At 63.0% G+C, this 19,069-nt stretch carries 21 protein-coding genes; 10 read left to right on the forward strand and 11 right to left on the reverse strand.

Annotation, left to right across the window (positions count from 1 at the left end; all coding sequences use genetic code 11):
• Positions 1-80: 80 nt before the first annotated feature.
• On the reverse strand, positions 81-1,580 hold the full coding sequence (locus U5O12_RS11975) for a PLP-dependent aminotransferase family protein (RefSeq protein WP_322578856.1): 1,500 nt from the start codon (positions 1,578-1,580) through the stop codon (positions 81-83).
• A 426-nt stretch (positions 1,581-2,006) separates the two neighbouring features.
• Positions 2,007-2,861 (reverse strand): tetratricopeptide repeat protein, encoded by an 855-nt coding sequence (locus U5O12_RS11980; protein ID WP_322578857.1) that lies wholly within the window; start codon positions 2,859-2,861, stop codon positions 2,007-2,009.
• 122 nt (positions 2,862-2,983) lie between these two features.
• On the opposite strand from U5O12_RS11980, the gene U5O12_RS11985 reads away from it, so the two are divergent.
• From U5O12_RS11985 to guaD, 4 genes are all read left to right on the forward strand, one after another.
• Complete coding sequence (locus tag U5O12_RS11985) at positions 2,984-4,087, forward strand: BMP family ABC transporter substrate-binding protein (RefSeq protein ID WP_322578858.1); 1,104 nt, start codon at positions 2,984-2,986, stop codon at positions 4,085-4,087.
• Positions 4,088-4,094: 7 nt separating this feature from the next.
• Positions 4,095-4,730 carry a 7-carboxy-7-deazaguanine synthase gene (gene queE / locus U5O12_RS11990; RefSeq protein WP_322578859.1) on the forward strand — a complete coding sequence of 212 codons (636 nt, stop codon included), beginning with the start codon at positions 4,095-4,097 and terminating at the stop codon, positions 4,728-4,730.
• On the forward strand, positions 4,727-5,131 hold the full coding sequence (locus U5O12_RS11995) for a 6-carboxytetrahydropterin synthase (protein WP_322578860.1): 405 nt from the start codon (positions 4,727-4,729) through the stop codon (positions 5,129-5,131). The genes queE and U5O12_RS11995 overlap by 4 nt, the downstream gene beginning before the upstream one ends.
• A gap of 75 nt (positions 5,132-5,206) precedes the next feature.
• A complete protein-coding gene (gene guaD, locus U5O12_RS12000; protein WP_322578861.1) occupies positions 5,207-6,517 on the forward strand; it encodes a guanine deaminase in 1,311 nt (436 codons plus the stop codon).
• 21 nt (positions 6,518-6,538) lie between these two features.
• On the opposite strand, the gene U5O12_RS12005 is transcribed toward guaD, so the two are convergent.
• Entirely contained in the window at positions 6,539-7,402 is an 864-nt protein-coding gene (locus U5O12_RS12005) for an NAD(P)-dependent oxidoreductase (RefSeq protein WP_322578862.1), read from the reverse strand.
• 8 nt (positions 7,403-7,410) lie between these two features.
• On the reverse strand, positions 7,411-7,992 hold the full coding sequence (locus tag U5O12_RS12010; protein ID WP_322578863.1) for a carboxymuconolactone decarboxylase family protein: 582 nt from the start codon (positions 7,990-7,992) through the stop codon (positions 7,411-7,413).
• Positions 7,993-8,114: 122 nt separating this feature from the next.
• On the opposite strand from U5O12_RS12010, the gene U5O12_RS12015 reads away from it, so the two are divergent.
• From U5O12_RS12015 to U5O12_RS12035, 5 genes are all read left to right on the forward strand, one after another.
• Complete coding sequence (locus U5O12_RS12015) at positions 8,115-9,017, forward strand: LysR family transcriptional regulator (protein WP_322578864.1); 903 nt, start codon at positions 8,115-8,117, stop codon at positions 9,015-9,017.
• 109 nt (positions 9,018-9,126) lie between these two features.
• Positions 9,127-10,356 carry an MFS transporter gene (locus U5O12_RS12020; RefSeq protein WP_416221485.1) on the forward strand — a complete coding sequence of 410 codons (1,230 nt, stop codon included), beginning with the start codon at positions 9,127-9,129 and terminating at the stop codon, positions 10,354-10,356.
• A 13-nt stretch (positions 10,357-10,369) separates the two neighbouring features.
• On the forward strand, positions 10,370-10,906 hold the full coding sequence (locus U5O12_RS12025; protein ID WP_322578866.1) for a dCMP deaminase family protein: 537 nt from the start codon (positions 10,370-10,372) through the stop codon (positions 10,904-10,906).
• Complete coding sequence (locus U5O12_RS12030; RefSeq protein ID WP_322578867.1) at positions 10,903-11,808, forward strand: neutral zinc metallopeptidase; 906 nt, start codon at positions 10,903-10,905, stop codon at positions 11,806-11,808. The genes U5O12_RS12025 and U5O12_RS12030 overlap by 4 nt, the downstream gene beginning before the upstream one ends.
• Positions 11,809-12,084: 276 nt before the next feature.
• Positions 12,085-13,566, forward strand: a complete 1,482-nt coding sequence (locus U5O12_RS12035) for a DEAD/DEAH box helicase (protein ID WP_322579018.1) — start codon at positions 12,085-12,087, stop codon at positions 13,564-13,566.
• Positions 13,567-13,624: 58 nt separating this feature from the next.
• On the opposite strand, the gene U5O12_RS12040 is transcribed toward U5O12_RS12035, so the two are convergent.
• Entirely contained in the window at positions 13,625-14,485 is an 861-nt protein-coding gene (locus U5O12_RS12040; protein WP_322578868.1) for a symmetrical bis(5'-nucleosyl)-tetraphosphatase, read from the reverse strand.
• Between the two features lie 24 nt (positions 14,486-14,509).
• Here U5O12_RS12040 and U5O12_RS12045 point away from each other — a divergent pair, with 24 nt between their 5' ends.
• Positions 14,510-15,811 (forward strand): hemolysin family protein, encoded by a 1,302-nt coding sequence (locus U5O12_RS12045; protein WP_322578869.1) that lies wholly within the window; start codon positions 14,510-14,512, stop codon positions 15,809-15,811.
• A 12-nt stretch (positions 15,812-15,823) separates the two neighbouring features.
• Here the strand turns inward: U5O12_RS12045 and U5O12_RS12050 are convergent, their stop codons facing one another.
• The 6 genes from U5O12_RS12050 to U5O12_RS12075 all read right to left on the reverse strand — a co-directional run bounded on the left by U5O12_RS12050 (position 15,824) and on the right by U5O12_RS12075 (position 19,069).
• Positions 15,824-16,594, reverse strand: coding sequence for a YdcF family protein (locus U5O12_RS12050; protein ID WP_322578870.1), 771 nt, complete (start codon positions 16,592-16,594; stop codon positions 15,824-15,826).
• Between the two features lie 15 nt (positions 16,595-16,609).
• On the reverse strand, positions 16,610-16,825 hold the full coding sequence (locus tag U5O12_RS12055; RefSeq protein ID WP_322578871.1) for a hypothetical protein: 216 nt from the start codon (positions 16,823-16,825) through the stop codon (positions 16,610-16,612).
• A 197-nt stretch (positions 16,826-17,022) separates the two neighbouring features.
• Positions 17,023-17,493, reverse strand: a complete 471-nt coding sequence (locus U5O12_RS12060) for a hypothetical protein (protein ID WP_322578872.1) — start codon at positions 17,491-17,493, stop codon at positions 17,023-17,025.
• A 501-nt stretch (positions 17,494-17,994) separates the two neighbouring features.
• Positions 17,995-18,387, reverse strand: a complete 393-nt coding sequence (locus tag U5O12_RS12065; protein WP_322578873.1) for a Mor transcription activator family protein — start codon at positions 18,385-18,387, stop codon at positions 17,995-17,997.
• A complete protein-coding gene (locus U5O12_RS12070) occupies positions 18,384-18,830 on the reverse strand; it encodes a regulatory protein GemA (protein ID WP_322578874.1) in 447 nt (148 codons plus the stop codon). Before U5O12_RS12070 ends, U5O12_RS12065 begins: the two co-directional genes overlap by 4 nt.
• Positions 18,827-19,069, reverse strand: coding sequence for a hypothetical protein (locus U5O12_RS12075; RefSeq protein WP_322578875.1), 243 nt, complete (start codon positions 19,067-19,069; stop codon positions 18,827-18,829). The genes U5O12_RS12070 and U5O12_RS12075 overlap by 4 nt, the downstream gene beginning before the upstream one ends.

A 19,069-nucleotide genomic window follows, 5' to 3' on the forward strand; every position in this document is an offset into this window, starting at 1 on the left:
TCATCGATGCGTCATTGCGCCAGCAGTACGTGCAAAGGCTGGACGCGGTGTTTGAGACATTCAGGTAACGACCTGGGCATTTACGTCGGGGTCTCCAGCAAAGTGGTCACGATCTGCCCCAAGCGGCGCAGGCCTTGTTCCACGTCCTGCTGGTGCGGCCAGCCGCAGTTGATACGCAGGTAGGAGTCGAACCGCAACGAGTTGGAAAACATCTGCCCCGGTGTGACCAAAATCTGCTGCGCCAGGGCCGCATCAAACACGCGTCGACTCGATAGCTTGTGCGGCAACTCCACCCACAGCGACAGCCCGCCATCGGGCACATTCAGGCGGGTGCCTTCCGGAAAATAGCTGGCAATGGCCTGCGCCGTTTTTTCGCGCTGCACATGCAGCGTGCTGCGCAGGCGGCGCAAGTGGCGGTCATAGGCGGGCGACGCCATGTAGTCCGCCAGTGCCAGTTGTGACAGCTCTTCGTTGCTGCGGGTCTGGCTGAACTTGAGCATTTCCACGCGCGCCTGCCAGCGGCCTGCCGTCATCCAGCCCACGCGTGCGCCGGGTGCCAGGATCTTGTGCAGCGAGGCGCAATAAATCACATTCCCCGTGGTGTCCCAGGATTTCATGGCACGCAGCGGTACATCGCCTCGCGTGCTTTCGTTGACAAGCTCGCTGTAGGTGTCGTCTTCAATGAGCGGGGTGCCATAGCGTTCGCAGAGCTGCACCAGACCTTGTTTGTGGGCGTCCGGCATGATGCTGCCCAAGGGGTTTTGCAGATGCGGCACCACCACCACCGCCTTGATGTTGTCGTAGGTCTGCATCGCCATTTCCAGTGCGTCCAGCGAGATGCCAGTTTGGGGGCTGGTCGGTATCTCCAGCGCGCGCAGGCCCAGTGCTTCCAGCACCTGCAGCAGGCCATAAAAGGTGGGCGATTCCACGGCAATGGTGTCGCCGGGCTGCGCCACAGCTCGCAGGGCCAGGTTCAGCGCTTCAATGCAGCCGTTGGTGATCTGCACTTCGTCGGGCGACAGCCTCACACCCAGGCTTAGGGCGCGCTTGGCCAGCACCGCGCGAAAGGCCGGGTTGCCCCGTGGCGACGAGGCCGACACCAGCAGTTGGGGGTGCGTGCGCAGCACCCGCATGGCGGCGAGTTTCAAGGCCTCGCCGGGGTAGAGCTCGGGCGCGCAGCGCGCCACGGCCAGATTGGTCTTGACCATGTGCATCCGGCCACGGGCGATGAAGTCGGATACCCGGGCATGGATGCCGACGTACTGCGCCGGGTCGGGTGTGACGTCCATGCGCGGCTCGCTCACCGTGGCCAGCGTGTTGCGCAGGGGCCTGCGAACAAAGTAGCCCGAACGTGGACGCGCCTCCAGCCAGCCTTCACTCTCCAACTGCCGACTCAGTTGCATGGCGGTGGACAGGCTGACCTCGTGCTGGCGCATCAGGGCGCGGAGCGAGGGCATGCGGTCCCCCACGACCAGCGACCCCGCCTGGATCGCGCTGCGGTAGTGCGTGGCAAGGCGCTGGTAGATAGGTTCTGTCGCAGGCTGTGGCGCGCGTCCTGGGGCGATCAATGCGGTGTCCATGGCCGATAGTCCTTGATCTGGGGCGGGGAAAACAGATACAGATTTATCAAAAGCGTACCGTAACAGATGCCCAGCACTGCATCTGTTCTGGCCAAGACAGTGCGCCGCTGTGCCTGTTGCCAACATGCGGTCCGCCCTACGATTTCCCCAGTGCCAGACCCCGTGCGGCGAGGCTTTTTTCTTCCAACACAGCAACCCGGAGGTGATCTATGCCCAGCGGATCCGCATCGTGTCCTATCGGTCAGCATCTGCTGGCCCAGGGGCAGTCCCTGTTTGAACACATGCCGCGTGGCGCGGTGATTCGGGTCGCCAGTGGCTCCGTCGTGCTGGTGCAGCGCACGTTGCTGGACGACGGCCTGCTGGTCCATCGCATGCCGCTGTCACGCGGCGCCGTGCACTGTGTGCAGGTATCGGGCTGGCTGGAAATCAGGGCGCAGTCAGAGGTCGCACTGGAGTTGCGGGTGCCTCAGCCCGTGTCTTTGCTGCGCATGCTGGCGTGGCTTGTGAAGGTGCTACCGCGCTGGACAGTGCAAGCAGCATCTGCTGCCCCACGGCCTGGAAGGCCGGGTGGGGCGACTGCAGCAGTTGCTCGCCCACCAGTCGTTTGTAGCCAGGGGTAGCGGTCAGCGGTACCTTGCGCAACCAGACTAGCGCCTCGTCCATCTGGCCGCGTGCTGCCAGCATGCTGGCGTAGTTGTACTGGCCGCGAAAGTCGCCACCGCGCGCGCCGCCCTCGAACCACGTAAACGCCGCTGCGCTGTCTTGCGCCACTACGCGGCCGTCTTCGTAGAAAAAACCGATCTTGGTCATGGACTTGGCATGGCCCTGGTCCGCAGCCTTGCGGTACCACTGCAAGGCCTCTGCCGGGTTTTGCTTCACCCCCTGGCCGGTGGCCAGCAAGTTAGCGTAGTTGTACATGCCGGCGTCGAGCCCCTTGGCTGCGGCCTGGCGGTACCAGTTGGCTGCTGCCACAAAGTCGGCATTCGCGCCCCAGCCGTTTTCATAGCAGCGGCCCGCCATGTTGATGCCCATGGGGTGGCCCTGCGCGGCCGCTTTGAGAAACCAGGCCAGTGCGCCTACGGGGTCACGGTCCAGCCCATGGCCGTTCAGCAGCCATTGGCCCAGGACGGTTTGTGCATCGGCATGGCCCAGTCGGGCACTGTGCAGCATCCACTGTGCAGAGGAGGCGGCCTCACCAGTGATGATGGCTTGCCAGTCGGCGGGCGTCCAGCTGGCCAGATCGTGGGCGGATTCGGGAAAAGACACATGGGACGGGGGCATGGCAGAACAAGTGCATTAAACAAGAATTATTCTCAATTATGCCGCTTGGCGTAAAATACCCGCCCGGCGCCGCTGCCCTGAAGCGCTGGATTCGATGTATCAGGGCCATGTAGAGGACTACCATGTATAAAAACCTCGCAGCCACGTTCGTGGCCGCTTGTTGTTTTCTTTGCGCGCCCCACAGCGCCATTTCCCAAACCACAGACCCTGCCAAAGACCAGCCGCTCAAGCTTGGTTTTCTGTACGTCGCCCCTCTGGGTGATGCCGGCTGGGTGCGCCAGCACGAGGAAGGCCGCCAGGCTGTGGCCGCCGCGCTGGAGGCCAAGGTGCAGACCACCTACGTAGAAAACGTGGCCGAGGGCCCGGACGCCGAGCGCGTGATCCGTGACTTGGCGCGCCAGGGCTACCAGCTCATCTTCACGCCCAGCTTTGGCTACATGGAGCCCACGCTCAAGGTGGCGCAGGAGTTTCCGGACGTGAAGTTCGAGTCCATCACCGGCTACAAGACGGCGCCCAACGTGGCCACGGCGAACGCGCGCTACTACGAGGGCCGCTACCTGGCCGGTGTGGCTGCGGGCCGCATGACGAAGAGCAAGCTGGCTGGCTACGTGGCGGGCTTTCCCATCCCCGAGGTGCTGCAAGGCATCAACGCCTTCACGCTGGGCATGCGCTCGGTCAACCCGCAGGCGCAGGTCAAGGTGGTGTTGCTGGGTGAGTGGTTCAACCCGCCGCGCGAGCGCGATGCCGCCATGACGCTGTTTAACCAGGGTGTGGACGTGATCGCCTTCCACACGGGATCGACCGCCGTGATGGCTGCCGCCCAGGAGCGCGGCAAGTTCGCCGTGGCCTACCACTCCGACATGCGCAAGGTGGCACCGGACGCGCAGATCGTGGCGGTGACCCACCAGTGGGGCGCCTACTACACGGCGCGCACCCAGGCCGTGCTGAACGGCAGCTGGAAAAGCGGCAACGTGTGGGGCGGCGTGAAGGACGGGATGATTCGTGTGGGCGACTTTGGCAGCAAGGTGCCCAAGGCCGTGCAGGCGGAAGTGCTGCAGCGCCAGAAGGACATTGCTGCGGGCAAGCTGCACCCCTTCAAGGCCCAAGCCGACGTGCTGGACAACGAAGGCAAGCTCGTGATTGCCAAGGGCAAGACCCTGAGTGATGCCGACATCCTGGGCATGAACTGGCTGGTGGCTGGCGTGTTGGGCAAGCTCAGCTACTGAGGCCGCGATGACCTACCAAGTCAAAGAAATCTTCTACACGCTGCAGGGCGAGGGCTCCAACGCGGGCCGCCCTGCGGTCTTTTGCCGCTTTGCCGGCTGCAACCTCTGGACCGGCCGCGAACAAGACCGCGCCAGCGCCGTCTGCCAGTTTTGCGACACCGACTTTGTGGGCACCGACGGCACGCTGGGCGGCAAGTTCAAGACGGCGGCCGAGCTGGCTGACCGCATTGCGGCGCAGTGGCCGGACACCGATGCGGCTAACCGCTTTGTGGTGCTGACCGGCGGCGAGCCACTGCTGCAGGTGGACGCGGAGCTGATTGACGCGCTGCATGCATGTGGCTTCCAGATTGCCGTGGAAACCAACGGCACAGTGCTGGCGCCCGAGGGCATCGACTGGATCTGCGTGAGCCCCAAGGCGGGCTCCACCTGGGTGCAGCGCAGCGGGCATGAGCTCAAGCTGGTCTGGCCGCAGCCCGGCATCACGCTGGCCGAGTGCGAGGCGGCGGATTTCGAGCACCGCTATCTGCAGCCCATGGACAACATCCTGCGCACCGACAACACCCGGGCCTGCATTGCGCAATGCCTGGAGCGCCCGCAGTGGCGCCTGTCCCTGCAAACCCACAAGATCACAGGCATCCGATGACCCAAGCACCCGCCATCCCCATTCCTCGCCGCTGCGAGGTGAGCCAAAAGTTCTTCTTCGATGCGGCCCACACCCTCAAGCGCAATTTGGACGACGCAGAAGAGGTGGCTGGCAGTCGCCGTATCCACGGCCACACCTACCATGCGGAAGTTTCCGTGGCCGGTAATGCCGACGAAGACACCGGCATGGTGATGGACCTCGGTCACCTGCGCAACGCCATAGCCGTGCTGCGCCCGCAGCTGGACCACCATCTGCTGGATGAGGTGGAAGGCCTGGGCCCACCCACGCTGGAGAATCTGGCCGCCTTCATCTGGCGCGCCATGGCACAAGAGTTCAGCGGCCTGTGGCAGGTGCGTGTGTGGCGCGAAGGCATTGGTGACAGCTGCACACTGCGGGCCTGACCCTGTGGCGCTGCCCATAGGGGCTATGCGTGCCTTGGTATGGACATTGCTGCGCTGCGATATATGCTTACTCGCATGAAAGCCTATCGCGCCTCCCTCTTGTGGTTTGCCCCCGATGCGCCGGGACAGGCCCGTTTTGAAACCGATGGCCTGCTCGTCGTCGGCCCCAATGCCCAGGGCACCCAGGTGGTGCAGGCCATAGGCGCTTATAGCGCCATCGCACCCCAGTACCCCCAACTGACGGTGGAGCACTTGCCGGGCCGCATCATCGCGCCGGGCTTTATCGACCTGCATATCCACTACCCGCAGACCAACGTCATCGGGTCACCCGCGTCGGGCCTGCTGCCCTGGCTGGAAAACTACACCTTTCCAGAAGAAAATCGCTTTGCAGCGCCCGAATACAGTGCGCAAGCAGCTACATTTTTTGTAGCAGAGCTGCTGCGCAATGGCGTCACCAGCGCGCTCACCTTTGCCACCTCGCACCCCGCGTCAGTCAACGCGCTGTTCACCGAGGCCCAGGCGCAGCAGATGCGCCTCATCACCGGCTTGTGCCTGATGGACCGCCATGCTCCGGCCGACTTGCTGAACCAAGGGCAGGGCGGCGTGAGCGGCACCGAGCAAAGCCTGCGCGATACGGAGGCGCTGATCCAGCGCTGGCACGGCGTGGACCGCCTGGGCTACGCCATAACCCCGCGCTTTGCGCCCACCAGCACCGAGGCCCAGTTGCGCGGCGCGGGCGAGCTGGCCAAGCAGTACGGCGATGTCTGGATTCAGAGCCATGTGGCCGAGAACAAGGACGAGATCACCTGGGCGCGCGAGCTGTTCCCGGCGTCCCGCAGCTACCTGGCCACTTACGACGACTTTGGCCTGATGCGCGACCGCGCCATCTACGCCCACTGCATCCACTTTGACGACGACGACCGCGCGCTGATGCGCGACACCGGCTCGGCCGCGGCCGTCAGCCCCACTAGCAATCTGTTCTTGGGCAGTGGCTTTTTTGACTACGAGGGTGCCAACCGCGTGGGCTACCAGTACGGTTTGGCCAGCGATGTGGGCGGTGGTACCTCGTTCAGCCCTTTTCACACCATGCTGGCCGCTTACTACGTGGGCCGCGAGGGCCAAACCAAGCCCGGCCTGTCGCTCTCGCCCCAGCACCTGTGGTGGCAGCACACGGCGGGTGCGGCGGCGGCGTTGGGGCTGGGTGGCGTGGTGGGGAACCTGCAGCCTGGCTGCGAGGCTGACTTTGTGGTGGTGAACCCCCAGGCCACGCCGCTGCTGGCCCGCAAGACTGCGCTGGCGTCCAACCTGGACGAGCTGCTGTTTAGCTTGATCGTGCTCGGCGATGACAGGCTGATAGAGCGGACCGTTATTTCCCAGGCGATTTAGGCCAGGCCTTCGCAAACCCGCTCACGCAAACACCGCCGCTAAGCCAGTTACATTGGTTCCCCCCAAGCCCCGCTGCTGCGCGCGCTGAAACGCCGCACGGGCCTTGTCGGCGCTGGGCAGCTCTGCGCCGCTAGCCCGTGCTGTGTCCAAGAGGTAGCCCAAGTCTTTCTCCATCAGGTCAATGGTGAACAAAGGCGCCGTCTTCCCGGTTGCCATCATGTTGGCGGCGCCGGCAATCGGTGCTGCCACGATGGGGAACTCTCCCAGCAGATGCGCTGCGTGGTCGGGTGCGTAGCCGTTGCGGGTGAGGAAGCCCAGCAGCTCGGCCACGCTGTGCAGTTGGGCCGCAAACAGCGCGTTGACTGCCAGCTTGAGCACCGCACCCTGGCCGACTGCGCCCACGTGCAAGACCTTGGCCGCCATGGTGGCAAGCACGGGGCGCACCTGCTCCAAGGCGTCGCCCGTACCGCCCACCATGAGCACCAGTTGCGCGGCGTCGGCCTGGGGCCGGGAGCCCACCACCGGTGCATCCAGCAGCTGGGCGCTGCGCGACTGCACCGCCTCGGACAGCTGCCGCACCCACACCGGGCTGACGGTCGAGCATTCGATCGCCACCGCGCTCGGCAGCAAGCCGCCGACGGCCCCGGTGTGCGCATCCAGCCAAACGCCGCGCGCGGCGCTGTCGTCGGTCAGCATGGAGATCACCACCGCTGCGTGTTGCACCGCTTCACGCGGGCTGGCTGCCAGCGTGGCGCCGTGTTGCAGCAGGGGCCCGGCCTTGGCGGGGTCTCGGTTCCATACGGTAACGGGGTAACCCGCCTTCAGGAGCTGGGTGGCCATGCGCGAGCCCATGGCGCCCAGTCCCAAGAATGCGATGGTTTGCATGGTCTGCCTCACGCGGCCTGCGCGCCGTTGCGGGGTGCGACCCATCCCAGGGCCGGGTCGGCCATGAAAGACTCTTTCGGGGTCTTGGTCAGGTGGTTGGTGTAGTTGGAAATCGTCTTGGTCGCCGCAATCGTCACCACCTCCAACACCTGGGCCTTGCTGAAGCCGGCGGCGATGAAGGCGTCTACCGTGGCGTCGCTGACGAAGCCGCGCTCGCGCACCACCGCCTCGGTAAACGTGCGTAGCGCCTGCAAGCGGGCGTCGGGGACGGGCTTGCCATTGCGCAGCGCTGCAATGGCGGCTTCCTCCATCTTCACCATGCGTGACAGATAGGTGTGGCCGGCTGTGCAGTACTCGCACTGGTGCAGCACGTTGATGGCCTGGTAGGCGACCTGCTGCTCGATGGGTGTCAGGGTGGACTGGGCGGCTACCAAGCCAAACAGGGTGTCGTAGGCCGTGAGCGCCAACGGGCTTTCGGCCAGGTTGCCATGCAGCTTGGGCAAAAAGCCCCAGGCCTGGGCGACTTCGGCCAGCTTGGCGCGAGACGCTGCGGGGGCGTTGTCGAGGGTGTAAGAGGTGAAGGTGGTCATGGTGGGTCTTTCTAGATGGTGGCCAACAACCCGTTGTTGTTGTCCTGGGAATGGACTTTATTGATGATCATCACGTTGACAAAGATATTGCTTTGCACTGTTAACGTGCAAATAATGCATGAATGAACCTAGACAATCTGCAATTGCTCATTCCCGTGGCCCGGCGGGGCAGCTTTGCCGCCGTGGCCAAAGAGCGGGGGGTGGACCCATCGTCCGTGTCCCGCGCCATTGCCGATGTGGAGGGCGAATTGGGTTTGCGGCTTTTTCAGCGCAGTACCCGCTCCATGACCCTGACCGAAGCGGGGGAGATCTACCTGGCGCGGCTGGAGCCTTTGTTGGAAGAGCTGGAACATGCGCGTGAGGCGGCCGCGCAGGTCAGCAGTGCGCCGCGCGGCCTGTTGCGCCTGACCGCATCGGTCACATTCGGGCAAATGTGCATCGTGCCCCTGCTCGGCGCGTTTCGTGCCCGCTACCCGGATTTGCAGGTTGAATGCGTGTTCAGCGATGCGAACGTGGATCTGGTGACGGAGCGCATCGACTTGGCGATCCGCCTTGCGCCCGCCATCGACGGCGATGTGGTCGTCGCTAAGCTCATGGACACGCGCTACAGGGTGTATGCCAGCCCGGAGTACCTGGCCAAGCATGCGCCTCTTGTGCAGCCTGCAGACCTGTCTGCGCACAGGGTGTTGTTGTTCAACCTGCGGGCCTACCGCTCGCACTGGTTGTTTCGGGACACTCAGGGCCAGGAAGAGCGCGTGGCCATCCAGGGCGACTTGACTCTGGCGCCCGCCAGTGCCTTGCTGACCGCCGCCTTGGCCGGCCTGGGGCCTGCACTGCTGCCCGACTGGTTGGTGGCTGATGCCGTGGCCAAGAGGCTGTTGGTGCCGCTCTTTCCCGGCTACGCCGCCACGGCCACCACCTTTGACACGGCCGCGTGGATCGTCTACCCCAGCCGCAGCTATCTGCCCCACAAGGTGCGGGTGATGGTGGATTTCTTGCGGGAGACGCTATTTCAAGCCATTTAGGCCTCTAGCCCACGTATTCATTGCGCACGAAGCTCCTGATTTTATAGCGTTTCTTCGGAGGGGTTTAGGGTTATCCCGTATAGTTCCGGGCTTCAACCCCGGGGACCCAATGATTGCGACTGCAGAAGCGAGGCCGTTGACACGGCTACAGATTGTCTTGGTAATTCTGGCGCTGGCCTGCGGTGGCTTCGCCATCGGCACTGGCGAATTCGCCATCATGGGCCTGCTGCCCGATGTGGCACGCACCTTTGTTGTCATCACCCCGCAGGCCGGTTACGTCATCAGTGCCTATGCCCTGGGCGTGGTGGTGGGCGCACCGCTGATTGCCATCGCTGGCGCCAAGTCTTCGCGCCGCACGCTGCTGCTCATCCTCATGGCGGTCTTCGCCGTCGGCAACTTGGCCAGCGCGCTGGCGCCGGATTTTGTGAGCTTCATCGTGTTGCGCTTTCTGTCCGGCCTACCACACGGCGCTTACTTTGGCGTGTCTGCGCTGGTGGCGGCGTCTTTGGTGCCGCTGGACATGCGGGCCCGCACGGTGGGCTACGTGATGCTGGGGCTGACCGGCGCGACGCTGATAGGTACCCCACTCATGGCGCTGTTTGGGCAATACCTCAGTTGGCGCGTCATGTTCCTGGCAGTCGGGCTCATTAGCGTGTTGACGGTGACGCTGATCTGGATCTACCTGCCGCGTGACAAGCCCTCAGAGGGGGCCGGTGTGGTGCGCGAGTTAGTGGCCTTCACCCATCCGCAGGTGCTGCTCACTCTCACATTGGCAGCCACCGGTTTTGGCGGCATGTTCTCCATCTTCTCTTATGTTGCCAGCACGGCGACCGAGGTGGCGCACATGCCAGCGGGCATGATTCCATTGATCATGGTGCTGTTTGGCATTGGCATGAATGTGGGTAACGTAGTGGGCTCCAAGTTGGCCGACATCAACCTCATGGGCACTATTGGCGGCATGCTGGTGTTCAACATCGTGGTGATGTCGCTGTTCAGCCTCACTGCCGCATCACCATGGATGCTGTGCTTTACCTCGTTCCTGATCGGCTGCACCTTTGCCGCCGGCCCGGCCATCCAAACCCGGTTGATGGATGTGGCCTCAGACGGCCAGACCCTGGCCGCTGCGTCCATGCACTCGGCCTTCAACATTGCCAACGCCTTGGGGGCCTGGTTGGGCGGCTTGGCCATTGCCTGGGGCTACGGCTACGCCGCTACGGGGTATGTGGGCGCCTTCCTGTCCTTCATTGGCTTGTTTGTGTTTGCGGCGTCGGTTTTGCTGGAGCGGCGTGACAGCCGGGTGCGCAGTTTGGGGGCGTTGGTGCCAGCCCGGCAGGAATGATAGGCTCGGGGACATGAAAAATCTTCCCCTGCTCCATTGGCATTCGATGTTCATGGGCGTCGCGCTGCTGGCGTCAGGCCGGTCCAAAGACGCACGCAAGCGCAATGGCGCCTGCATCGTCAGCCCCGACAACAAGATTTCCGGTGTGGGCTACAACGGCCTGCCGCGCGGCTGCAACGACGATGACGCGCACTACTGGCAGGACGACGACAACGACCCGCTGAACTCGCGCCACAGCTACATCGTGCACGCGGAGCAAAACGCCATCCTCAACTGCACCTCGCTCCCGCTGCACGGCTCCACCATTTACGCCACCCAATACCCCTGCCCCCGCTGTGTGCAGTCCATCATCCAGGTGGGTATCAAACGTGTAATTTATCTGGACAAAAAGGCGCACCAGGAGCGCATCAACGGCGCCTCTGAAAAAATGTTGGCCGATGCCGGTGTCGAGATTGCATCGCTCCAGGAACTGCACCCTGAGTCGGCCGATTGGTCGTCTGAGCTGGCCCAGTTCATTGAAAGCCCCACCCTGGAGAAACCCACACCATGAAATGGGAAGGCAATCGCCAATCCGATAACGTGGAAGACCGCCGCAGTGGTGGGGCGGGTGGCGGTTTCCGTGGCGGCGGCCTGGGTGGTTTGCTAGGCGGCCTGTTGGGCAGCAAGTTGGGCGTGGGCACTATCGTGGTGGCGCTGTTGGGGGGCTGGGCGCTGGGTATCAACCCGCTCACCATTCTGGGGATGCTGAGCGGCGAGGGCGGCCCCGCACCCATGGTGCAGCAGGCCCCCGCGCAACGTCCACCAGCGGATGACCGCATGGCCAGGTTTGTATCGACCGTGCTGGCCGATACCGAAGACGTGTGGACCGATGTGTTCAAGAAGGGTGGTGCTGACTACCAAAAGCCCCGGCTGGTGCTGTTCCGTGGCGCCACCTCCACCGCTTGCGGCCAGGGCCAGAGCGCCATGGGTCCTTTTTACTGCCCTGCGGACCAGAAGGTTTATATTGACCTGGGCTTTTACGAAACCCTGCAAAAGCAGCTCGGCGCCCCGGGCGACTTCGCCCAGGCCTATGTGATCGCCCACGAGGTGGGCCACCATGTGCAACACCTGCTGGGGATCAGTGAGAAGGTACAAGAGGCGCGCAGCCGTGTGAGCAAAGCCGAGGGCAATGCCCTGAGCGTGCGCCTGGAGCTGCAGGCCGACTGTTTTGCCGGCGTCTGGGCGCACCATGCCAACAATGCGCGCCAGTTGCTGGAAGAAGGCGATGTGGCGGAGGCGATGAATGCAGCGGCCAAAATTGGCGACGACGCCCTGCAGCGCGGCAGCGGCCAAGCGGTGGTGCCCGAGAGCTTTACCCATGGCAGCAGTGCCCAGCGCCAGCGCTGGTTCGACAAGGGCCTGAAAACCGGCAGCGTCAAGGGCTGCGACACTTTCTCCAGCCGAGCAATCTGACCCCCACGCTCCGCAGCTGCGCGGGTTGCTGCCCCCCAAGGGGGCGCGTTTCAGCTTGGGGCGGCCCGGCGCTGAAACCTTACCCCCGCGCGGGTGGCCCGGTGGGGAAATTGCTGTTTCACGGGAGTGGGGGATAATACGGGGTTGCCCCCGGCGTCGGGGCGCAATCAGCTATCGGATGGATAGCACCTTTTCTGGCTATGCCTGACCGACTTGACTACTGAACTGACTCCCACCTCCCTGCCGTCCAACGAGCTGACGGCCGACACTCCCATCATGGCCTTCGCCCAGCTGCAGCTGGCCGCACCCATTGCACGCGCCGTAGCCGAAATGGGCTACGAAACCATGACGCCCATCCAGGCGCAGGCCATTCCCGTAGTGTTGACCGGCCAGGACGTCATGGGCGCTGCCCAGACTGGTACCGGCAAAACCGCCGCTTTTGCGCTGCCCCTGCTGCAGCGCATGATGAAGCACGAAAACCCCTCCACATCCCCCGCCCGCCACCCTGTGCGCGCGCTGGTGCTGCTGCCCACGCGGGAGCTGGCCGACCAAGTGGCCCAACAGGTCAAGATGTACGCCAAGCACACCAACCTGCGCAGCGCCGTGGTGTTTGGTGGCATGGACATGAAGCCCCAGACCCTGGAGCTGAAAAAAGGCGTGGAAGTGCTGGTAGCCACCCCAGGCCGCCTGCTGGACCACATCGAAGCCAAGAACGCCGTGCTTAACCAGGTGGAGTACGTGGTGCTGGACGAAGCCGACCGCATGCTCGACATCGGCTTCCTGCCGGACCTGCAGCGCATCCTGAGCTACCTGCCCAAGCAGCGCACCACGCTGCTGTTCAGCGCCACCTTCTCGCCCGAGATCAAGCGCCTGGCCAACAGCTACTTGCAAAACCCCGTCACCATTGAAGTGGCCCGCTCCAATGCCACGGCGTCTACAGTGGAGCAGCACTTCTACAGCGTGGGTGAAGACAACAAGCGCCACGCCCTGCACCAAATCCTCAAGCAGCGCGGCATGAAGCAAGCCTTTGTGTTTGTGAACAGCAAGCTGGGCTGTGCCCGCCTGGCCCGTTCGCTGGAGCGCGAAGGCTTGAAGACCGCCGCCCTGCACGGTGACAAGAGCCAGGACGAGCGCCTCAAGGCTCTGGATGCCTTCAAGAAGGGCGAAGTGGACCTGCTGGTGTGTACCGATGTGGCCGCGCGTGGTCTGGACATCAAAGACGTGCCCGCGGTGTTCAACTTCGACATCCCCTTCAACGCCGAAGACTATGTGCACCGCATTGGCCGCACTGGCCGCGCGGGCGCCTCCGGCTTGGCCGTGACCTTTGTGGGCGGCGGCAACGATGCGCGGCTGATGGCCGACATTGAGAAGCTGATCAAGACCAAGATCGAACTCGAAGCCGTGGAGTTTGAAGAAGACCAGCCCGACATCCGCAAGCAAGGCCGCATCAACGATGGCCGCCGCATGTACCACGAAGACGGCAGCGCTGTAAGCGACAACGGCCGCAGTGGTGGACGTGGGGAGGGCCGTGGCCCGCGTGACGATGGCGACCGGGGGCGTGTGCCCCGTGCGCCGCGCAACGATTACAACCGCCCGGTACAAGCCTCGCGCGATCCGTTCTTCGACAAGCCCTACGAGCCCAGTGCGGCTGCGGACGCTGCCCCGTCTTGGGAGGCATCTGCCCGCCCCGCCACGCGCAGCATCTCGGCCAACATCAAGCCCAAACGCAAGGTGGCCGCGCTGTTCAAATCTGAATAAGCGTTTCAGCTGTCCCATAAAAACGGCGCCTGGTGCGCCGTTTTTATTGCCCTGCGGTTTATTCCCCCGGCTTTTGCGACTGCTCGCAGTGCACCTGCAGCAGCTCGGTGCGCCAGAGGGCGCCTTCCTTGGTACCAGCTTCTACCCGCAGCGCGCTGAGGCAGCCCCCCCACACACAGCCGGTGTCCAGCGCCAGCACATCGGGCCGCCCCAGCCAGCCCAAGGTGGACCAGTGGCCAAACGCTACTGCCACGTTGGCCGTTTGGCGGCCCGGCGCGTCGTACCAAGGCAGGTAGCCCGCAGGTGCTTGGTCGGCGGGGCCGGAGCTGACAAATTCCATGGCGCCTTCGGGCGTGCAGAAGCGCATGCGAGTGAGCGCATTCACGATCACGCGCAAGCGCTCGATGCCCGCCAGGTCGTCGTCCCATTGCTCTGGCGCATTGCCATACATGGCCTGGAAGAAGCTGCCCACGTCGTCCGAGCGCAGCACGGTCTCCACCTCCGCAGCCAATGCTATGGTTTTGGTAGCTGTCCACGCAGGTAATACGCCGGCATGGACCATTAATAGGTCTAACCCACCAATCCGTTCCAGCATCGCCATACGCTGTTGGCGCAGCCAGTCCAGCAGGGCGGGGCGGTCGGCGGCGGCCAGCAGGTCGTCTAGCGTGTCCAGCCGACTGGGCTTGCGCGCGCCATACGCCACGGCCAGCAGGTGCAGGTCGTGGTTGCCCAGCAGGCAGCGGGCCGATGCACCGTAGCCCATCAGGCGGCGCAGCACGCCAGCAGAGTTGGGGCCGCGGTTGACCAGGTCGCCCAGCAGGTAAAGCGCGTCGCGGCTGGGGGAGAAGTCGATGCGCTGGAGAAGCTGCGCCAGCGCTGCGTCGCAGCCCTGCACATCGCCAATAAGGTACATTGCCATGGTGTTCATTCTCGCTTGGGTTCCATGGATTTTTTGCTGATCATCGTGCTGACTTTGCTGAATGGCGCCTTTGCCATGTCTGAACTGGCGCTTACCGCCAGCCGCAAGGTAAGGCTGCAAACCATGGCAGAGGCCGGCGACAAGGGGGCAAAAGCGGCCCTGGCCCTGATGGACAACCCCACCCAGTTTCTCTCGTCGGTGCAAGTGGGCATCACCTCCATTGGCATGCTCAACGGCATCGTCGGTGAGGCGGCTTTTAGCGACGGCTTGGCAGCATGGCTGCAGGGCACCATCACCCTGTCCGACCGGGCCGCAGAAATTTCAGCGACGGCCATCGTCGTCACCTGCATCACCTTTGTCACCATCCTGTTTGGCGAGCTGGTGCCCAAACGCATTGGCCAGCTCTACCCCGAAACCGTGGCCCGCGTGGTGGCGCTGCCCATGACCTGGGTGGCCACCGGCGCCAAGCCTTTTGTGCGCCTGCTCTCGGTATGCACCCACGGCATGCTCAAGCTGCTGCGCATCGACACCACCGACAACCGCGCCGTGACCGAGGCCGAAATCTCCGCCAGCCTGGAAGAAGGCGTGGACGCGGGCATCATCGAAGAGCACGAGCACCAGATGGTGCGCAACGTCTTCCGCCTGGATGATCGCCACCTCACCTCCATGATGCTGCCGCGTACCGACATCGCCTGGCTGGACGCCGACGCTACGGTCGAGCAAGCCCTGTCGCTGGCCAGCGGCAGCGCGGGCACGGGTGCGCACTCGTGGTACCCGGTGTGCCGGGGGTCTTTGGACGATGTGGCCGGTGTCATCAGCGTGGCGCGTTTGCTGGAACGCGGTGTGCGTTACCCCTACACGATCGGCGCCCTGGTGGAGCCCGCCGTGTTTGTGCCCGAGACACTGAGCGGCATGGAGCTGATAGAGCAGTTCCGCGTCAAGTCCGCGCGCATGGTGTTTGTGGTGGACGAGTATGGTGTGGTGCAGGGCCTGATTACCCCGCACGATCTGCTGGAGGCCATCACCGGTGAACTGCAGCCCGACGCCCAAACCGACGCCTGGGCCGTGCAGCAAGACGATGGCTCCTGGATGCTCGATGGCCTGATGCCCCTGAGCGAGCTCAAGGCACGGCTGAACATAGAAGACGACCTGCCCGACGAGGAACGCGGCCGCTACAACACCCTGGCCGGATTGCTCATGGCAGTGTCGGGCGACCTGCCCGCTGAAGGCGCCAACATCGTGTGCGCACACTGGTTGTTTGAAGTGGTAGCCCTGGAAGGCCGCCGCATCGACAAGGTGCGTGCCCGTCGCACCCTCAACGACTGAGCGATAGGCGGGCTACAAGCGCCCGGTGAGTTTGTAGGCCAGCAGGCCTACCAGTTCATGCAATGCGTTTTGCCAGTCGCTGGCGCCACCGGCCATGGCAAAGTCCAGCCAGTCGCTGTCGGCGCCAGTGCGGAAGTCCACCGGATAGGCCGTGACATTCCAGCCTGCCTTTTGGAACGTGGCCATAGAGCGCGGCATGTGCCAGGCCGAGGTGACCAGCAGCCAGCGCTGCGTTGGGTCCACCCCCGGCAACTTGGCGGTCAGCACGGCGTTCTCGTACGTGTTGCGTGAGGCGGATTCGTACTGCACCTGTGGTCCGCTCAGTCCTAGGCTGTCGAAGAACATCTTGGCGCGTTCGGCCTCCGATTGGCCAATGCCCATCAGAGCCCCCTCGCCCCCGGTAAACAACACGCGTAGCGTCGGGTTGTAGCGCAGCACCGCTACCGTGCTGGTCATGCGTTCGGCCGCCTCATTCAGCATGGGTTGCACATGGGCCATCTGTGTACGGCCCGACTCGGTTGCGCCACCCAGCACCACCAGGCCCGCATAGCCGCTCAGATCGGCCTGCGGCACGAACTCGGGGTAACGGCTCTCCAGTTGGCGCAGCAGCAGCTCGGGCAGCGGTTTCCAAGCCGTCAGCACCATTGCCAGCAGCGCCGTGCCCACCAACCAGTGGCCAGCGCGGGGGCGCCGCCGCAGCACCAGCAGGCTCAGCAGCAGCAAAATAAACACCCACAGCAACGGTTGGGTCACCAAGGCCAAAATTTTGGAAGCAATGAACATGGAAGGGAAAACGCTTTACTTGGTGTCGTCGGGCATGGGTCGCGCCTGTTGCATCGCGCCCTCTACGGTTTGTTTGATTTGCTGCTGAACTTGCTCGCTTTGCTGCTGCGGCGTGGCGCCCGGCGCAGCCCCGGGGGCCACTGCAGTGCTACCACTCAGCTGCTTCTTTGCTAGCACGCCGACGATGGCGAGGACGATGAGCAGGCTGATGATGCTGAAGATGGTGCGCATAGAAGGCTCTTTGGGAGTGAGGGGAGATGAATAGTTTTTCTGATTTCGAATCTACGGCATGCGTATTTGGAACTTTTGAGAGATCTCGTATCCATCGCAGTGTATGGAGCGGGGTAGATTTTCCGAAAAACGTTGGCCTATGGTCGTGTGGGCATCTGTCTGGCAGCTCAAAACGCCCCATTTGCAGTTGCGCATGCCTATGAGGCCCTACTGATTTGTGAGAATCGGCAAACTGAGGTCGCTCCAGCAAACGCACAGGACAAATACAGCCATATTCCAGGTTGCTGGAAATTGGCTGGTATCGGAAGAAACCAGAACTGTGCGATCGCAGTTAGTGCTGCGGTGACGCCTACTAGAAGAACTTTAAATTGCCATTGAATGGGGGCACGAAACAATGCGACATCTACTAATGCAGACAAGGTAGTCGGAATTCCAAAAAATATATAGCCCCCTAACCAACCGCCCAGTGCGCCCAGTATCACGGCGGTACCTACCCCATTGATCCCTGCACGTATATCCAGCCCTTGTGGATCGCGAGTAAGTTCGTGCCAGAAGAGCTCCAGGGTGAGTGCCAGCATGCCGCAAAGTATTGGAGCAAATACAAAGTGCCGGAACCAGACAGCCCACCTCGTTGAACCGGCTTGTATTTGAGTAGCGCCTTTTGACATATTTCCCTCCGTCTATGAGCGTCCGTTGTATGTAGGTCGTGATTGGGTTGCCTCTCCCAGAGAGTATTCGACAAACTTGTGCGAGACCACGATCATGGGGGAAACGGGATAAGCCGGTCCTGAGTGGGACGGGGCGGGACAATTCCCAATGAAATCAGGGGTTTACAGCCATTTAGGGCTGTCGGGGCAGGGGCGGCACCGGGCCACGATATTTTGAGGCGCCTGGCCCGATCTGGGCGGTCCGTGGCGGCACGGCCTGGCCTCTGGAGCTGCCCTTTAAGACCGCTTGCAGGGGCCTTTAAATACCCCAGCAAGCCCCTCTCTACCAGTGAGCTGGCGCTGTGAGCCAGCCAAGCGGTACGCCGCGACACGGAGGCAGATGGCGGGAAAGGCATGGTGGGCATCATAGCCCCGCCAAAAACAAAAGGTTGGAAGCGAACTTCCAACCTTTGCACCAGTGAAGCGCTCCCAGAGGTTGGAAGCAGAACCTTCTAAATTCCTTTAGTTGTCACCTGTGGATAAGTCTGATTCGGTGCCATCGAACAGGCTCGGCTGGGCTTTGGCGCGGGCGGCAGCCAGGACGCGGCGGTAAATTTGGTACACCCGGACGAAGCTGATCCCGTAGTCCTTGGCGATCTCATCCGCATTGCCGCGCCCCATCCGGTGGTAGATCTCCAGGTCGCGCTTGCTCAGCTTGTGCGCGGAGCTGATGTAAATGCTCTGGCCATTCCAGTGGGAAAACACAAACTCGGCCAGGTCGTTGCCAACGTCCACCGCCATCTCCTGGTCGAACGCGTGCTTCTCTATCAGGTGCCTGGCAGCTTGCTCAGCCATGTCAGCGAACAGCTCATTGCGCCGGGCATCAAGGGTAGTTTCAACCAGGTCGACGTTCATTTGGTGGGTGCTCCCGTACGGTTTTGCTGGTAGGTCAGGATCTGCGACAGGCGCTCCAGGTCTCGCAGGTGTAGCCATTCAAAGAACTGGGGCGCTTCGGCACCCAGCATCTGCTTGGCAATGCCATCTGCATATTCATCGGGCTTGCGTTCCAGGCTTATCAGTTGGGCGCGGATGCGACGCACCAAGGGCAAGGCATCCACTGATGGCGTGGGCCTGGCTGGGCGCTTGCTGGTGGCCGATGCCTTGGGTTTGAAACCCAGGCGCTCCATGTAAGCCAGGACGCGCTTGCGGCCCTCGTGGTCCAGGTCTTTGGAGCTGAGCACACCACCCTTGCTTTGGAGGATGGTCTGGTATTCCTCATCGGTGAGGTTCAGCTGCTTGCGCGCGATCTGGATCTTGATCACGTCGCTGTTGCGGTGGTCGCGGGCGAGCTTGCTCATGGCCCAACTTCCATAGCGACCACAGGATGCACACCACCGAGGACCCACAGATGCACACTTTGCCCCGCATTTAGAGCCGCAAGTTCATCAGCATCAGGCTTCCAGAACGAGACCATTGCCGGGGCCCCATTTGCTTCAGTGACGGTGACTGGCAGCGCGCCACAAGGAAGCTCTTTTTGATCCCATCCTGCTGGTGCACCAAGAACCTTGTTGTTGCTGGGATGTTGAATAAATCGCAT

This window comes from Rhodoferax sp., from assembly GCF_034519335.1.
Classification (GTDB): domain Bacteria; phylum Pseudomonadota; class Gammaproteobacteria; order Burkholderiales; family Burkholderiaceae_C; genus Allorhodoferax.

Bases quoted from the DNA above. Each gene is read 5' to 3' on its own strand.
- U5O12_RS11975 (WP_322578856.1), bottom strand. From the start codon at position 1,580: ATGGACACCGCATTGATCGCCCCAGGACGCGCGCCACAGCCTGCGACA.
- U5O12_RS11980 (WP_322578857.1), bottom strand. From the start codon at position 2,861: ATGCCCCCGTCCCATGTGTCTTTTCCCGAATCCGCCCACGATCTGGCC.
- U5O12_RS11985 (WP_322578858.1), top strand. From the start codon at position 2,984: ATGTATAAAAACCTCGCAGCCACGTTCGTGGCCGCTTGTTGTTTTCTT.
- queE (WP_322578859.1), top strand. From the start codon at position 4,095: ATGACCTACCAAGTCAAAGAAATCTTCTACACGCTGCAGGGCGAGGGC.
- U5O12_RS11995 (WP_322578860.1), top strand. From the start codon at position 4,727: ATGACCCAAGCACCCGCCATCCCCATTCCTCGCCGCTGCGAGGTGAGC.
- guaD (WP_322578861.1), top strand. From the start codon at position 5,207: ATGAAAGCCTATCGCGCCTCCCTCTTGTGGTTTGCCCCCGATGCGCCG.
- U5O12_RS12005 (WP_322578862.1), bottom strand. From the start codon at position 7,402: ATGCAAACCATCGCATTCTTGGGACTGGGCGCCATGGGCTCGCGCATG.
- U5O12_RS12010 (WP_322578863.1), bottom strand. From the start codon at position 7,992: ATGACCACCTTCACCTCTTACACCCTCGACAACGCCCCCGCAGCGTCT.
- U5O12_RS12015 (WP_322578864.1), top strand. From the start codon at position 8,115: ATGAACCTAGACAATCTGCAATTGCTCATTCCCGTGGCCCGGCGGGGC.
- U5O12_RS12020 (WP_416221485.1), top strand. From the start codon at position 9,127: ATGATTGCGACTGCAGAAGCGAGGCCGTTGACACGGCTACAGATTGTC.
- U5O12_RS12025 (WP_322578866.1), top strand. From the start codon at position 10,370: ATGAAAAATCTTCCCCTGCTCCATTGGCATTCGATGTTCATGGGCGTC.
- U5O12_RS12030 (WP_322578867.1), top strand. From the start codon at position 10,903: ATGAAATGGGAAGGCAATCGCCAATCCGATAACGTGGAAGACCGCCGC.
- U5O12_RS12035 (WP_322579018.1), top strand. From the start codon at position 12,085: ATGGCCTTCGCCCAGCTGCAGCTGGCCGCACCCATTGCACGCGCCGTA.
- U5O12_RS12040 (WP_322578868.1), bottom strand. From the start codon at position 14,485: ATGGCAATGTACCTTATTGGCGATGTGCAGGGCTGCGACGCAGCGCTG.
- U5O12_RS12045 (WP_322578869.1), top strand. From the start codon at position 14,510: ATGGATTTTTTGCTGATCATCGTGCTGACTTTGCTGAATGGCGCCTTT.
- U5O12_RS12050 (WP_322578870.1), bottom strand. From the start codon at position 16,594: ATGTTCATTGCTTCCAAAATTTTGGCCTTGGTGACCCAACCGTTGCTG.
- U5O12_RS12055 (WP_322578871.1), bottom strand. From the start codon at position 16,825: ATGCGCACCATCTTCAGCATCATCAGCCTGCTCATCGTCCTCGCCATC.
- U5O12_RS12060 (WP_322578872.1), bottom strand. From the start codon at position 17,493: ATGTCAAAAGGCGCTACTCAAATACAAGCCGGTTCAACGAGGTGGGCT.
- U5O12_RS12065 (WP_322578873.1), bottom strand. From the start codon at position 18,387: ATGAACGTCGACCTGGTTGAAACTACCCTTGATGCCCGGCGCAATGAG.
- U5O12_RS12070 (WP_322578874.1), bottom strand. From the start codon at position 18,830: ATGAGCAAGCTCGCCCGCGACCACCGCAACAGCGACGTGATCAAGATC.
- U5O12_RS12075 (WP_322578875.1), bottom strand. From the start codon at position 19,069: ATGCGATTTATTCAACATCCCAGCAACAACAAGGTTCTTGGTGCACCA.